Annotated in this window: 14 protein-coding genes and 1 pseudogene; 12 read left to right on the plus strand and 3 right to left on the minus strand. The window is 38.7% G+C overall.

Translation table 11 applies throughout. From position 1 onward, the window contains the following. The first annotated feature begins 193 nt into the window (after positions 1-193). Positions 194-985 carry a sulfite exporter TauE/SafE family protein gene (locus UC75_RS02690; protein WP_049836587.1) on the plus strand — a complete coding sequence of 264 codons (792 nt, stop codon included), beginning with the start codon at positions 194-196 and terminating at the stop codon, positions 983-985. Positions 986-1,094: 109 nt separating this feature from the next. Then, positions 1,095-2,102 carry a homoserine dehydrogenase gene (locus UC75_RS02695; RefSeq protein ID WP_049836588.1) on the plus strand — a complete coding sequence of 336 codons (1,008 nt, stop codon included), beginning with the start codon at positions 1,095-1,097 and terminating at the stop codon, positions 2,100-2,102. A 32-nt stretch (positions 2,103-2,134) separates the two neighbouring features. On the opposite strand, the gene UC75_RS02700 is transcribed toward UC75_RS02695, so the two are convergent. Beyond that, positions 2,135-3,052 (minus strand): DMT family transporter, encoded by a 918-nt coding sequence (locus tag UC75_RS02700; RefSeq protein ID WP_049836589.1) that lies wholly within the window; start codon positions 3,050-3,052, stop codon positions 2,135-2,137. A 166-nt stretch (positions 3,053-3,218) separates the two neighbouring features. Here UC75_RS02700 and UC75_RS02705 point away from each other — a divergent pair, with 166 nt between their 5' ends. Next, positions 3,219-4,073 (plus strand): helix-turn-helix domain-containing protein, encoded by an 855-nt coding sequence (locus UC75_RS02705; protein WP_049836590.1) that lies wholly within the window; start codon positions 3,219-3,221, stop codon positions 4,071-4,073. Positions 4,074-4,091: 18 nt separating this feature from the next. Here UC75_RS02705 and chrA read toward each other — a convergent pair whose 3' ends face one another. Continuing rightward, the gene (gene chrA, locus UC75_RS02710; RefSeq protein ID WP_049836591.1) at positions 4,092-5,441 is read right to left on the minus strand and encodes a chromate efflux transporter; all 1,350 of its coding nucleotides are present in this window, start codon (positions 5,439-5,441) and stop codon (positions 4,092-4,094) included. A 241-nt stretch (positions 5,442-5,682) separates the two neighbouring features. On the opposite strand from chrA, the gene UC75_RS02715 reads away from it, so the two are divergent. The 8 genes from UC75_RS02715 to UC75_RS02750 are packed head-to-tail and all read left to right on the plus strand — an operon-like array spanning position 5,683 to position 12,894. Then, complete coding sequence (locus UC75_RS02715) at positions 5,683-6,426, plus strand: GntR family transcriptional regulator (protein WP_023274243.1); 744 nt, start codon at positions 5,683-5,685, stop codon at positions 6,424-6,426. A gap of 28 nt (positions 6,427-6,454) precedes the next feature. Further along, positions 6,455-8,188: a fumarate reductase/succinate dehydrogenase flavoprotein subunit gene (locus UC75_RS02720; RefSeq protein ID WP_049836592.1), complete on the plus strand. Its 1,734-nt coding sequence runs from the start codon at positions 6,455-6,457 to the stop codon at positions 8,186-8,188. A gap of 20 nt (positions 8,189-8,208) precedes the next feature. Beyond that, complete coding sequence (locus UC75_RS02725; protein WP_002049790.1) at positions 8,209-8,454, plus strand: 4Fe-4S dicluster domain-containing protein; 246 nt, start codon at positions 8,209-8,211, stop codon at positions 8,452-8,454. A gap of 19 nt (positions 8,455-8,473) precedes the next feature. Then, positions 8,474-9,904 carry an ABC transporter substrate-binding protein gene (locus tag UC75_RS02730; RefSeq protein WP_049836593.1) on the plus strand — a complete coding sequence of 477 codons (1,431 nt, stop codon included), beginning with the start codon at positions 8,474-8,476 and terminating at the stop codon, positions 9,902-9,904. Positions 9,905-9,938: 34 nt separating this feature from the next. Beyond that, positions 9,939-10,793 carry an ABC transporter permease gene (locus UC75_RS02735; RefSeq protein ID WP_049836594.1) on the plus strand — a complete coding sequence of 285 codons (855 nt, stop codon included), beginning with the start codon at positions 9,939-9,941 and terminating at the stop codon, positions 10,791-10,793. A gap of 1 nt (position 10,794) precedes the next feature. After that, positions 10,795-11,634 carry an ABC transporter ATP-binding protein gene (locus UC75_RS02740; RefSeq protein ID WP_013197983.1) on the plus strand — a complete coding sequence of 280 codons (840 nt, stop codon included), beginning with the start codon at positions 10,795-10,797 and terminating at the stop codon, positions 11,632-11,634. Further along, positions 11,631-12,629 (plus strand): HEAT repeat domain-containing protein, encoded by a 999-nt coding sequence (locus tag UC75_RS02745; RefSeq protein WP_049836595.1) that lies wholly within the window; start codon positions 11,631-11,633, stop codon positions 12,627-12,629. The genes UC75_RS02740 and UC75_RS02745 overlap by 4 nt, the downstream gene beginning before the upstream one ends. Further along, positions 12,613-12,894 carry a DUF971 domain-containing protein gene (locus UC75_RS02750; protein WP_049836596.1) on the plus strand — a complete coding sequence of 94 codons (282 nt, stop codon included), beginning with the start codon at positions 12,613-12,615 and terminating at the stop codon, positions 12,892-12,894. Before UC75_RS02745 ends, UC75_RS02750 begins: the two co-directional genes overlap by 17 nt. A 39-nt stretch (positions 12,895-12,933) precedes the next feature. Here the strand turns inward: UC75_RS02750 and UC75_RS02755 are convergent, their stop codons facing one another. After that, positions 12,934-14,220, minus strand: coding sequence for an MFS transporter (locus tag UC75_RS02755; RefSeq protein ID WP_049836597.1), 1,287 nt, complete (start codon positions 14,218-14,220; stop codon positions 12,934-12,936). A gap of 524 nt (positions 14,221-14,744) precedes the next feature. On the opposite strand from UC75_RS02755, the pseudogene UC75_RS19905 reads away from it, so the two are divergent. Next, a pseudogene (locus UC75_RS19905) lies at positions 14,745-15,296 on the plus strand (TonB-dependent receptor plug domain-containing protein); the annotation flags it as partial.

A 15,296-nucleotide genomic window follows, 5' to 3' on the forward strand; every position in this document is an offset into this window, starting at 1 on the left:
ACAAAGCAACGCTTTGTCCTGAGAAGCGGTTGAAGCTTCGCAAGAAGACAAGAGCTGTACTCGAGTTAAGAGGTTAAGCAAAGCAACGCTTTGCCCTGAGAAGCGACTGAAGCTTCGCAAGAAGACGAGATCTATTCACTCATTAACCAGCAGTCTACTGCAAATGATGTATATGCAATTTTAGGCTTTTGATATGTTATTACTTGTCGTTGAAGGCATCGTGATTGGTTTTTTACTTGGTCTTACCGGTGCAGGTGGCGGTATTCTTGCTGTACCTGCGCTCATGACCAGTCAAGGCTGGAGCGTGGCTCAAGCTGCGCCGATTGGGTTATTGGCAGTTGCGCTATCTACTCTCATAGGAACCATTGAAGGCTTATTTAAAAAGATAGTTCGTTATCGCGCTGCTATTTGGATTGCCTTAATTGGTGCCCCTATGGCACATATCGGAATTTTAATAGCCAACGCGATTTCGCCTGTTTGGCTCATGTTAATATTTAGCTTGGTCATGTTTACAGTGGGTTATCGGCTTATTAGTAACCGAGTATCAGACTTTCATAATCCGCCGTGTCAGGTCAACCCAAGTACGGGACGCTTTATCTGGAATTTTAAAACGGGAAGCGTTCTTGCCAGTATCGGAATTATTGCTGGTCTTTTAACAGGCATGCTAGGGGTTGGTGGTGGCTTTGTAATTGTACCGGCGCTTAGAAAAGTCACAAATTTGGATATGCATAGCATTGTTGCAACGTCACTTATGATTATTTTTCTCATTAGTGGAATGAGTATTCTGATGCATATTGCAGAGGGTTTTCACTATCCAGTAGACATTACTAGTGCGTTTGCGCTCGCATGTGCAGTTGGTATGTTATTAGGGCGCAGAGCTATTCGTTTTATTCCGTCTGCAATTTTGCAAAAAGTCTTTGCTTTAATGGTTTTTGCTGTCGCAATTTATATGGTCATTAAGATAGTTAATCTAACAAATATCTAAGTAATATAGTATTTTAACTATCTCTGTAGTTAGCAATTTTCCAAAGACGAGATGTTAAAATTATCTTGGGAAAATTGATTTAAACCATTTAATTTTTTGAGAAAGTAAAATGAAGCGAGTTAACGTGGCAATTTGTGGTTTTGGACGGATTGGGCAACAAATTGCAGAGCTTCTTTTAAATCGATCGGCATACTATGAACAAAAATATCAAATTGATGCCCGTTTAGTGGGTGTCTGTAAATCATCATCAGGTTTAATTGATCAAGAAGGTTTACAAGCTGCAAAGTGGTTAGATAAAACACAATTTCAAGCGGGCCTAACAGAGCAAAAGTTTTTAGAACAGGTTCAGGCGGATGTCATTATTGAAACAGGGCCAAGTGACTATGTGACAGGTGGAAAGGGTTTATTTTATTTAAATTATGCTTTAACACATAGCATGAATGCGATTGCAGTGTCTAAAGGTGCGTTAGTCGTCGAAGGCAAAAAATTAATTAACTTGGCACATCAACATAATAAAAAACTATTTTTTAGCGGTGCAACGGCTGCGGCCTTACCGACTGTTGATTTGTTTGAATATAACTTGGCTGGCTGCCAAATTTTAGAAATAGAAGGTGTCTTTACCGGAACCACAAATTTCATTTTGAATGATATGTTGCAACACGAATGTGCATTTGCAGAATCTCTTGGAAAAGCTCAAACAAAAGGGATTGCAGAACCTGACAGCTCTTTCGATGTAGATGGATGGGATACCGCTGCTAAAATTACGATATTGGCAAATACTGTTTTAGGGGCTGATGTAAAAATTCAAGATATTCCAAGACAAGGAATCAGTCATGTCACAGCCGATCATATTCGTGATTGGAAAAAAGAAAACGTAGTTCCTCGTCTGGTTGGTTTTATTCATATTGAAAATCAGCAAATTCAAACTGGTGTTGAATTAAGATTAGTTCCAGTAAATCATCCTTTTGCACATCTGCAAGGTTCTAATAAATGCATTCGGGTGTTAACTCAAGAAATGGGGGAACTTGTTGTAAGTGGAGGAGCATCTGCGCCTTTAGCTACGGCAGCTGCGGCTTTAAAAGATTTTGAGCTGATGCTAAAAACGGGCTACTGCTAAAATTAATTATGATTTATAAAAAAAGCAGGCTATTAAGCCTGCTTCTCACAACTTTTTTGACTATTAAATAACTTTTTTCCAATTTCAAACTTACTGAACATTAAGTAATTGCCGAGTAAGATTAGTAAAATTCCAAATAATGCATTTAAGGTCCACTCATATCCTTCAAAGAAGGTAGAAACTGTTAGAGCGACTAAAGGGAAAAGTAATGTGCTATAAGCTGCTTTGGCTGCACCAATTCGCCCAACCAAAGAAAAATAAGCTGAAAACCCAATAACCGTACCAAATACAGCCAAGTAAAGTACCGAACTTAAAAATGGGAAATTCATTGGAGGCATTAGATCTTGGCCTGTAAATAAAGCTAGACTTAACATCACCAGTGCACCATAAGTCATAGCATAACAATTTGTTGAAAAGATATTTAGACCACGTTTTTGGTGTCTAACACTAATCATATTCCCTAAAGAAAAACCGTAAGTGCCTACTGCACATAACCCAATACCCATTAATAACTGCGCGTTAAACTGGCTATTAATGAGGTCATGCCAAAAGAGTAAAACAATACCACCTAGGCCTAAAAGTGCAGCTGGAGCAAAGTTTGGGGAAGGTTTTTGCTTAAAAAAGATAAGCGCATTAATGGCATTAAAGAAAACAGCCATCGAAAAAATAACGGACTCTAAACCGCTATTTACATATTTAACGGCGGTATAAAAACAAATAAAGTTTAGGCCGAAAACACAAAGGCCTTGCAGCATACAAAACAAATGGTCTTTTAAAGCAATTCGCTGTAATTTTCCTGAAAATAGTAAAACAACCCAAAGTAATAAGGCTGAAATGGCAAAACGCCATAAAATTGCGACGACGGGTGTTGCATAATGGCTCTGAACGGCAATTCCAATCCATGTTGTTCCCCAAATCAACACTACCGCAACATAGAGCAAAATATTCATAAGTTCATCCTCGATTACCAAGCTTAAGTATCTAGGAATGCTTAATTTTTCACGTATATATTCTTGTGTTATACATGCAAGATCTTGCGTTTTTTATATAACTGAACTAGCTGAATTTTGCTGAATATGGTTAACTTAAGCTCAATGATATTCGTTTTAATTTTGCATGGCCTATCAAACTTTAGAACAGCTACAGCAATCTAAAGCCAAGCTTCACGAAACTGTGGTGCTTGATGAAAATATGCAACTTGCATTTTGGTCTAATGAGCAAGATCGTGTAAGTGTCTGTAGCGATCACCATACTTTAAGTCTCTATATTCAAGATGGCTATGAAAGCTATCAAAAAACACCTGCTGGCTGGAAAAATGGCGGTGGGCCGGGTCGTTTTTGCTTATTGCCTGAACATCAGGAGTCGACTTGGGATATACGAGGTGGGCTTAAATTCGTTCACTTGTATTATACCGACCAACATTTGCGTGATGTTGCTGAAAAAATATGGGACAAAGAACCCAATCAAATTGAACTAAATGAAGTTGTCTTTAATGATGACGAAAAGATTCGTGCGCTATATCAGTTTTTCCTACTTGATTGTGATTGGAATGATTCATCAAACCATTTACAAATGAGTACAACTGCCAGTTTATTATTGAATCATTTAATTCGAAGATATAGCAATGTTAAGTGGCAACAGCCAGTTATTAAAGGTGGACTGGCACCTTATAAACTCAAATATATTCAAGACTGGATTGAAGGACATTTAGACCAAGCATTGACTTTGTCAGACTTGGCAAATGTTGTGAATTTAAGTGAATACCATTTTGCTCATATGTTTAAACAGTCTATGAATATGGCGCCTCATCAATATGTCATGCAAAGACGCTTAACTAAGGCAAAAGGGCTAATTCAGTCATCTCAGCTTTCTTTACAAGATATTGCTTTAGTTTGTGGTTTTAGTTCAGCGAGTCATTTAAGTCATCGCTTTAAACAGTTTTATGGAATGAGCCCTTCACAGTTACGTTAAAGGACTCATGACTCATTTTTATAAAAGATGAACACCTAAACCAATCAGTGCTGATGCAAAAATGACATACAGCACGTTAATGTTAAAGCGGAATAAGGCAATAAATGCAGCCACGGTAATGAGGGCTGCAACAATATCAAAATGCCCTGAAAAGCCTTGTGGCCATAGCACGTGATAACTAAAAAATAATGCTAAATTTAAAATGACACCGACCACAGCCGCGGTAATTGCAGTGAGTGGCGCCGTAAACTTAATTTCATTATGGGTAGATTCAATAATGGGTGCACCAGCTAAAATAAAGACAAATGAGAAAAGGAAAGTAAACCAAGTCACAATGACTGCACCGAATGCTCCAGCAAAAAATAGATGCTCGGGCCCAAGTAATGAATGATTAACACCCCCTAAAAAACCAACAAAGGCAACAACCATAATGAGTGGGCCTGGTGTAGTTTCCCCAAGTGCCAATCCATCAATCATTTGCGTAGGTGATAGCCATCCAAAATGATTTACAGCTCCTTGATAGACATAAGGTAAAACCGCGTAAGCCCCACCAAAAGTGAGTAATGCAGCTTTAGTAAAAAACCACGCCATTTGAGTATAAGAATGATGCCACCCAAAATATGCGCCTAAAGCTAAAATTGGTAATAACCATAAAACGATTGCCACAAAAATGAGTTTAGCTAACCGTAACCAGTGGAATTTAGCATGCTCTGGTGTCGGGGTATCATCATCAATAAATGCCGGACCATAATCCTTTTGACTGGCTTTATGTCCAGCCGCTGAGGAAAATAGTTGTGGATACTTTTTACTGGCTAAATAGCCAGCAATACCAGCTGATAGCACAATAAGAGGGAAAGGAAGCTTTAAGACAAAAATGGCAAGAAACGCAGCAATTGCGACGAACCATAAAAATTTATTTTTAAGTGAGCGGCTACCTATACGGTAGGTTGCATGAAAGACTATTGCGGTAACGGCAGGCTTGATCCCGTAGAAAATGCCTGCGATAACGGGAACATCTCCAAATTTTATGTAAACCCAAGACAGTCCGATTAAAATAAATAAGGAGGGTAATACAAATAGAATACCTGCAACCAATCCTCCAGCAGTTCTATGCATAAGCCAACCAATGTAGGTTGCTAATTGCTGTGCTTCAGGGCCGGGTAACAACATGCAGTAGTTCAGGGCATGCAAAAATCTTTTTTCAGATATCCAGCGCTTTTGTTCAACCAGTTCCTGATGCATTACAGCGATTTGTCCAGCTGGCCCCCCAAAGCTAATAAAGCCGAGCTTCAGCCAAAATAAAAAGGCTTGCCAGAAGGTGACCTTACCCACTGAATCATCAGGGGTATTTTGTTTTTTTTGTTGCATATTATCCCCTAAAAAATAATAGTAATTCTTACGTTTATGGCATAACGGAGTATGTTTTATAGCATAACAAATACAAATGTATTTTTTATGATAATAATTCAAATTTTATAGATAACCATTCATTAATTTATTGATATTCATTGAAATTATTTTTTTAACTAAAGTTATCGCTTTAAATTATTTCCAAAGCTGAAACATTTTAAACATTATTTGCTCAAGTTGTTATAACAGGTTGTAAGCCGTGAGCCAGCTACCCCACGATCCCAAAAATCACAAGCCTCTTTATGATCAGTTAAGGGAACTCATCCTTAACAAAATTGTAAATGGTGAATATGCCGTGTTGAGTCAAATTCCATCTGAAAACGAATTTGCTGAACAGTTTGGTGTAAGCCGAATCACAGTTCGCCAAGCACTCAACCAATTACAGTTGGAAGGCTATATTTTTAAGGTGCCAGGTAAAGGGACCTTTGTAAGTAAGCCAAAAACGTTCCAGAACATTTCAAGTTTGCAAGGTTTTGCAGAAGCAATGTCATCTGCTGGTCACGAAATTTTAAACCGTGTCATCTCGGCCGAGCTTAAACAGATCCCGATGCACGTAGTACCCAAATTAAAGTTACCTGTTAAAGCCAATGTATATGAAATTCAACGTGTTCGTTTGCTCAACCGTCAACCAGTGTCTTATGAGTTGACTTATTTGCCAGAACATATTGGTTTGAAGCTTAAAGAAAAAGCGATTGATTTACGTACAACCGATATTTTCAAGGCATTAGAACAAGAGTGCGATATTCCTTTGGGACATGCGGATTTAAGTATTGATGCCACGGTGGCGGATGAAGAATTAGCGGCTTTGCTGCAAGTTGAAATCGGAACTCCAGTATTACGGGTTGAACGTTTGACTCATGACGCAAATGGCCAACCGATTGACTATGAATATCTCTATTTCTCGGGCGATACCTTCCAGTACCGTTTACGTATTCATCGTTAATAACTCAGATAAAAATAAGGATTTTACAATGGAAACTAAATATCTTGAGTTCGATATTGTGGTGATTGGTGGTGGAACTGCTGGACCAATGGCTGCGATTAAAGCAAAACAAGAAAACCCAAATTTAAAAGTCTTGCTCATTGAAAAAGCGAATGTAAAACGCAGTGGGGCGATTTCAATGGGAATGGATGGTCTGAATAATGCTGTCATTCCGGGCTACGCAACACCTGAGCAATACACCAAAGAAATTACCATTGCTAATGATGGGGTAGTTAACCAAACCACTGTATATGCATATGCAAAGCATAGTTTCACAACCATTCAACAGCTCGATCAATGGGGCATTAAGTTTGAAAAAGATGAGACAGGCGAGTTTGCTGTAAAAAAAGTACACCACATGGGGGCATATGTTTTACCCATGCCCGAAGGCCATGACGTTAAAAAAGTTTTATATCGTCAGTTAAAGCGTGCTCAAGTCAAAATTAATAATCGGATTGTCACCACAAAGCTTTTAAAAAATGAGCAAGGTGCAATCAATGGTGTACTTGGTTTTGACTGTCGTAGTGGTGACTTTTATGTCATTAAAACGAAAGCTGCCATTTTATGTTGTGGCGCCGCAGGGCGTTTAGGTTTGCCAGCTTCTGGCTATTTGATGGGCACTTATGAAAACCCAACCAATGCAGGTGATGGCTATGCAATGGCCTACCATGCAGGTGCTGAACTTGCTAACTTAGAATGCTTCCAGATTAATCCACTGATTAAAGACTATAACGGCCCGGCTTGTGCCTATGTGACCGGACCTTTAGGAGGTTATACGGCCAATAGTAAAGGTGAACGTTTCATTGAATGTGACTACTGGAGTGGTCAAATGATGTGGGAGTTTTACCAAGAACTGGAAAGTGGTAATGGTCCTGTTTATTTAAAAGTAGATCATCTGGCCGAAGAAACTATTCAAACCATCGAAGAAATCTTGCATACCAATGAACGCCCAAGCCGTGGTCGTTTCCATGAGGGCCGAGGAACCAATTACCGTCAAGATATGGTGGAAATGCATATTTCAGAAATTGGTTTCTGTAGCGGACACAGTGCTTCTGGTGTATGGGTCAATGAAAAAGCCGAGACTTCGGTTAAGGGATTATATAGCGCTGGCGATATGGCGGCTGTACCTCATAACTATATGCTTGGTGCATTTACCTACGGATGGTTTGCGGGTGTAAATGCTGCGCAATACGTGAATGCAATTGAAGATAGCGAATTAAACCAAAGCGAAATAGAAGCAGAAAAAGCTCGAATATTTGCGCCACTGGATTGTTCAGAAGGTTTACCTCCAGAACAAGTGGAATATAAGCTGCGCCGTTTTGTAAATGACTATTTGCAACCGCCTAAAACTCGCCAAAAAATGGAAATTGGACTCAAGCGTTTTGAAGAAATTAAACAGGATATTAAGCGAATCTCTGCAAGAAACCCGCATGAGCTGATGCGTGCTGCTGAAGTTTCTTTTATTCGAGACTGCGCGGAAATGGCTGCTAGAGCTTCACTGTTTAGGGAAGAAAGCCGCTGGGGACTGTACCACTATAGAGCAGATTTCCCTCAAAAAAATAACTCGGATTGGTTCTGTCACGCTCATTTGAAAAAAGATGAACACGGCAACATGGTCAGTTTCAAAAAGCCAATCGAGCCTTATGTGGTTTCGATTAATCAAGATGAAGCTGTGTCGTATGACCGTTTACGCATTCAAAAAGACGTTGCTCTTGCAGACTAAATAAATCAGGAATTGGAATCATGGCTTTTATTTTTAAAGAAGTACAGCACCGTACTGTCGCACCCGTCATTATCGATGAAGATAAATGTATTGCTGATAAAGGATGCACAGTCTGTGTAGATGTTTGTCCAATGGACTTATTGGCGATCGATCCAATAACTCAAAAAGCTTTCATGCAGTTTGATGAATGTTGGTATTGCATGCCTTGTGAAAAGGACTGCCCAACGGATGCGGTCAAAGTAAATATCCCATACCTACTCAAATAATTAATTTGGAATACTCAATATGAGACAAAATAAATTGATCAATAAAAAACTATTACTCAGTAGCTTAATTGGTGCCATTGTACTTGGCACTTTGGGGTGCGGCAGTAAAACAGAAACTGTTCGTGTCGCTATTGGTACACAAGATACCACCATTAACTGTGCAACAGGTGGGTTGCTCATTCGTGAATTGAATTTATTACCAAAATATTTACCCAAAGATGGTGAATATAAGAATGTTAAATATGACATTCAATGGAAAAACTTTACCTCTGGTGCACCACTGACCAGTGAGATGGTGGCTGGGCGTCTAGATTTGGGAGCAATGGCTGACTTTCCTGCTGTTAATAATTTAGCGGCATTTAAAAAAGCTGGAAAAGAAAGCATATTTTTAACACCTTTGTCAGGCAGTATTAATGGCAGCGGTAATGCGATTGTTGTTCCCATTGATTCAAAAGTCACTTCACTTAAAGAGCTAAAGGGGCAGACTATTTCTGTACCTTTTGCCTCAACTGCTCACGGACTATTATTGCGAGCAATTCAAGCTGAAGGTTGGCAACTTGATAAAGATATTAAAGTGATTGCTCAGGCGCCAGAAGTAGCAGGGCCTGCATTAAAAAGTCATAAGATTGCTGCGCATGCTGACTTCGTACCATTTGGAGAGTTATTTGCTTACCAAGGCTTTGCTAAAAAAATCTATGATGGTTCTCAAGCAAAATCACCTACATTTCATGGTTCACTTGCCAGCAAGGATTATGCACAGCAGCATCCAGAAGTCATAAAAGCTTATTTACAAGCAACCATTGAAGCAAATCGTCTGATTCGCGAACAACCTGAAAAATATAGTGAATTTATTTCTGAAAAAACTGGTATTCCTGCCGAAGTTGTCTATCTCTTCCATGGTCCATTAGGTCTGCAAACTCGTGACTTAACGTGGAAACCTGAATATCGAAAAGCGACTCAAATTGCGATAGATACTTTAAAAGTCTTAGGCAAAAACGACGGTACACTTGATGTAAATAAATTTATTGATGACCAATATATTAAGGACGCATTTCAAGCATCTGGACTTAATTACAGCCAGCAACTGGCTGACTATGCAAAATCACCTTTGGTTGCCAATGACGCTTTAACGGGCCAACCCATCAAAACACTTGATCGGGTGACTCAAATTTGGGTAAAGGGTGAAGAAAAAGTTCGTAGCTACGAAACACCTGAGCATGCTTTTTCTGATTTAAAGAAAATACAAGCAGCTGGAAAAACGGTGCGTGTGGTTTATAGCCAAGATCATCAGTCCGACATTAAGTTACTTGCCAATCTGGCATGGTATGCCACAGATAAAGCAGGACAAATTCAGGCCTTTTTATTAAAAGATGATGCTGAAAAATGGGCTAAACAACAAGGCGGAAAAGTATATGACTTTAAAGCTATTCAGCTTGTAACCCAGAGCTGATGTGTTGTCTTACCTAATAAGCAGGAGGTGACGAATGAGTAGTTTAGTCCAGACAAAACCTAAAAACCAAAGTACATTTTTGATTAAATTTTTTCAGCAGTTGAGATCATATCCTGCGCATTTAAAAAGCTATGTTATTGCTTTTACATCGATAGTTTTTTGGATAGCAGTTTGGCAAGGACTTGCTCAGTTTAAAATAAATTTAGGCATTGTGAACTTTAGCAATGTCCCGACACCATTAGATGTCATTCATGCGCTTTGGGCTTTCTTTCAACTCAGCACTGCATTTGAACATGTTGAATCTAGTGTCTTTCGCGTAGTGGTTGGTTTTGTGCTAGCGGCTTTAATTGGTGTAGGTATTGGTTTGTTAGCAGGACGTTATCAAAAACTTGCTGCATTTCTAATGCCACCATTAGAAGTATTACGTCCAATTCCAGCAGTTGCATGGATTCCTTTAGCGATTCTGATTTTTCCATCATCAGAAGCTTCCATGATTTTTATTACCTTTATTGGGGCTTTATTTCCAATTTTATTAAACACTGTACATGGTGTTGGTGCAGTTGACCCAAGACTCGTTGCGTCAGCGAAAAGCTTAGGTGCTTCTGATCTAGCTATCATTTATGAAGTCATTATTCCGGGGGCATTACCGAACATTATTACGGGTTTATCTATTGGAATGGGGACTTGTTGGTTCTGTTTAGTGACTGCTGAAATGATTTCCGGACAACACGGAATTGGATACTTCACATGGGAATCGTTCACCTTGCAAAACTATAGCAATATTGTGGTTGGCATGGTGCTGATCGGAGCATTAGGTATGTTTAGCAGTACATTGGTGCGTGTGATTGGAAACCGATTTACCCCATGGTATCAACTGAGGAAATCATAAAATGTCAATTACACAAGGCCATGTGCGTATTCAAAATCTATCGCTACATTTAGGGCAAGCTAAAAATCGTTTTCAGGCATTAGATCGGGTTAATTTTGAAATACAACCGGGTGAGTTTATATGTCTACTTGGCCCATCTGGTTGCGGTAAATCTACATTATTAGGTGCTTTGGCAGGGCACTTACCGATTAGTTCTGGGACTTTAACGGTCGATAATGAATCTATTCTTGAACCGCATCCAGACAGAGGTTTGGTGTTCCAGCAACATACCTTATTTCCATGGAAAAGTGTGCTTGAAAATATTGCCTTTGGTTTAAAAATGAAAGGGATCGCCAAACAAAAGCGTATTGAACAAGCTCAGAAAATGATTGATCTGGTCGGGCTTAAAGGTTTTGAACATAAATTTCCAGCTGAACTTTCTGGTGGTATGCAGCAACGAGTTGAAATTGCGAGAGTATTGATTAATCAACCTCGCATTTTATTAATGGATGAGCCTTTTGGTGCTTTAGATGCGCAAACTCGTTTAAAAATGCAAATGCTATTACTCGAAATTTGGCAAGAAATCCAAACGTCGGTTTTATTTATTACCCACGATATTGATGAGGCACTTTTTTTAGCTGATCGAGTGTTGATTATGAGCCATAGACCGGGGCGAATTATTGAAGAAATTCCACTTAAGTTTGAACGTCCACGAGACGTTGAGCTGGTAACAAGTAGTGAATTTACCGCCATTAAAAAACATTGTATCCAGACTTTAAAAGAAGCCACTCAACAAGAAGAGTTAAGCCGTTTAAATCCATTAGGGCTTGGAAAGAAATCACAAATTAAGGAATACGAATGAGTTTTTATTATCAAGCTTTAGATGATCTCGATGAATATAATCAGGAATTTCTTGCACAGCTTAATCACACAGATGAAAAAATTCGCTTTGTCGCTTTAATGAATATTGGCGATGAAGAAAATCCGGATTTACTTCCTTGGTTACATGCGGCACTGCAACACGACTCTTCAGCTTTAGTTCGTGAAGAGGCGGCAAAAAAGTTAGAAAGTTGGGAGGATCCAACCAGTTTACAAGTATTGGCTCAAGCCTTATTTGATACAGATGTGAATGTTAGACAAGCTGCCAGTCAAAGTTTAAGTGAAGTAAAAAATGCGGCATCAGCCCAGATCCTTGCGCCTTATTTAAAGCATACTAATACTTTTGCTCTTAGTGCAATTTTACGTGCTTTAAAACCTTTACGACCCCAGCAATTATTCACAGAGATATCTGCTTTGGTACATCATGAAGAGGCTCTTGTGCGCCGTGAGGCAGTCAGTGCATTAAGTTGGTTACAACAACACCAAGCGATTACGATATTGGCAAAAACAGCTGAAACAGATTTAGATGATGAGGTTCGCCGCATTGCAACAGGTGGTTTGGCCTATAGTCAGAGTATATCAGCTGAGGTGATCCAAGCACTTCAACATTCTTTAACTTCGGAAAGTTGGCAACTAAGAGTTGAAGCTGCACTTACGATTGGGAAATTACATATCGTTCAGCTCGAAACTCCCTTAATTCATGCTTTATCTGACTTATATTGGCAAGTACGTATTGCTGCAGTTCGAAGCTTAGGATTACTCAAGTCGCGTTTGGCAGTTAGTCATCTATTTGATAACTTTAATCATGAAATTAGTAATTTACGTAAAGAGGTCGCTTTAGCACTCGGTGAAATTGGCACATCAGAAGCTCAAACGTTATTGGAACAACATCAAAATGACTCCGACCCAGAAGTACGAAAAGCGATTCGTATTGGATTAAATCAAATTGGTGAGGTGAAATATGCAAGCCAGACCTGATATTCGTGTCGATACTGCAAATAAACAGGTTCACTTTATCTGGACCGATGGTTTTAGCATATCTCTGAGCCATCAAAATTTAAGGGAAATTTGCCCATGTGGCTTTTGCCGAGCGAAGCGAATTAAGCAAATTAAAATTGAAGATCTAAATGTTGAAGTGACAGCTATGTTCGATCAAGGATATGGAGTCCAAATTTGTTTTAGTGATGGGCATGATAAAGGGATTTTTCCGTGGGCTTTTTTAAAAGAATTTGCTAAGTGCTAAAAAATGCCTTCTGCTTGGGACAGAAGGCATCTCATTTAATTAATGATCATGTTCTAAATAATCTGGTTTTTTCGGAAGCGCAAGGCTACACAAGAAACAGATAATCAACATGACAATGACATAAATAAAGAAGGTATTTTCAATTCCGGCAGCTTTAAATTGCAAGGCAACCGAAGGGGCAGAACCACCAAAAATAGCATTACCTACCGCATATGAAAATCCTACCCCGAGTGCGCGTACGTGAGGTGGAAACATTTCAGCTTTTACTAAGCCACTAATAGATGTATAGAAACTCAAAATCATCATCATAAAAATGAGTAGTAAGGTAATGATGATCGGCGAATCTATATAATTAGGCATCCCAATTGCCATCACTGGATAGATAAAAATCGCAGATAATAAGCTAAATGCCAGCATTGAAGAACGTCGCCCAATACGGTCGGAAATTGAACCAAATACAGGTTGAGCACACATATAGACAAATAACGCGAAGGTCATGATATAACCAACGGTTTTTCCATCCATACCTAAATTAGTTAAATAGGTTTTTGAATAAACAGTTTCTACATAAAACGTTAATGAACCAGCAGAAGTGTATCCCACCACCAATAAAAAAGTTTTCCAATGCTTTTTAAAGAGCTCTCTTAAGCTACCAGACTCTTTGCGTTCACTATCTTGATGAGAAAGCGTTTCTTCTAAACGACTCCGGGCAAGTAAAGATAGAATCGCTGCAATACCACCAATAATGAACGGAATACGCCAACCACCATCAAGTAATTGTTGTTCACTTAAAAACGTTAATAAGATTACGCCAAGTAAGCTGGCAAGTAACTGGCCACCAGAAAGGGTGACATATTGGAAAGAGGAATAAAAACCACGTTGACCCTTTAAACCTAATTCACTCATATATGTTGCGACTGCACCATATTCACCACCCACTGATAGGCCTTGAAGTAAGCGTACTACCAGTAAAAGGAAAGGGGCAAATAAGCCAACTTGTTCATAAGTGGGTAGGGCTGCAAATAGAAAAGAGCTCAAAGCCATTAAGCAAATTGAGACAATCATTGATTTTTTTCGACCATGGCGGTCTGCAATGCGTCCAAATATCCAGCTACCAATAGGACGCATAAAAAAGCTTGCTGCAAATACACCCCAAACATAAATCGATTTGGTCGTACTATCCATGTCTGGTGCAGTTAGAGCTTGAGTAAAATAAGCAGCAAATACTGCATAGATATAAAAGTCGAACCATTCGACCAAATTACCTGAAGCTGCGCCTACAATCCCTCGTATTCTGCTGCTCTTTTCTTCCTTAGTATATGTCATAGATATTCCGTCAGTTAGCAGAAAAAATAGAAATTTTCAGATGTACTGAACAGGAAATAGAATGAATCTTTAAATATCACTCAATCCTGAGTACTTTCTTAAAATTCCTCTCCATTTATTTTTTATAATTTTAAACTTCCATTCTAGTGATTCTATGATCTTTTGTTCGATTTAAAGATATTTTTACCGATTATCGAACAATTCCTTAATTTAGTGAGTTGATCAATCCACCATAAACTTTATTTAAAATCAAACATCTAATTTATTAAGCATATTGATTATTGTATTCCTCCTTGGTCTAGACCTATTTCTGAGCTTAGTTTTATTTTGACTATTTGGTAATACTTAAAAAGTTATAGTCCCAATTTCAAAGAAAATAAATGAAATTTATATAATGATGATGCTTTATTACACAAAATTTACTTAATCTAAAAACTATATAATTTGTTGTTTATGGCTATTTGTAGCTGTATTCTTGCGTGGCTAAAAATATGGAAACTTCCGATTTTTAACACACTTATATTATGCACGGTATGGGCAGGTAGTTATTCAATGGACAGACACACGCTAAATCTTCACTTCATTACATGCTCTAAAACAGCATTGGCTTCATCTATTGCACTGATGACATCTCTAGTCTACGCAAATGAAGCGGTGGTTTCGCAGCTCCCAACCATTACTGTGAACGCTACACAAAATAGTGATGCGCTATATACATCTAAAAAAGTTAATTTATCTGGTTTTCAAACAGGCGATGTAAAGAAAGTTCCTGCATCTATTACAACCATTACATCTGAGCGCATAGCAGATCAACATGCAAAAACACTGACTGATGTTATTAAAAATGATTCATCGTTAGGAGATGGCTACGCTGCTATTGGCTATTATCCAAACTTTGTAGCACGTGGTTTTGCCCTCGATTTAGGCTCTAGTTATCTCATTAATGGCCATACCATACGTGGCGAGCAAAATGTAGCTTTAGAAAATAAAGAGCAAGTTGAGATTTTAAAAGGCATTTCTGCGATTCAAAGTGGAATGTCGACACCAGGTGGTGTGGTTAACTATGTAACCAAAAG

Source organism: Acinetobacter sp. V2 (assembly GCF_001188385.1).
In the GTDB taxonomy this organism is placed as follows: Bacteria; Pseudomonadota; Gammaproteobacteria; order Pseudomonadales; family Moraxellaceae; genus Acinetobacter; species Acinetobacter oleivorans.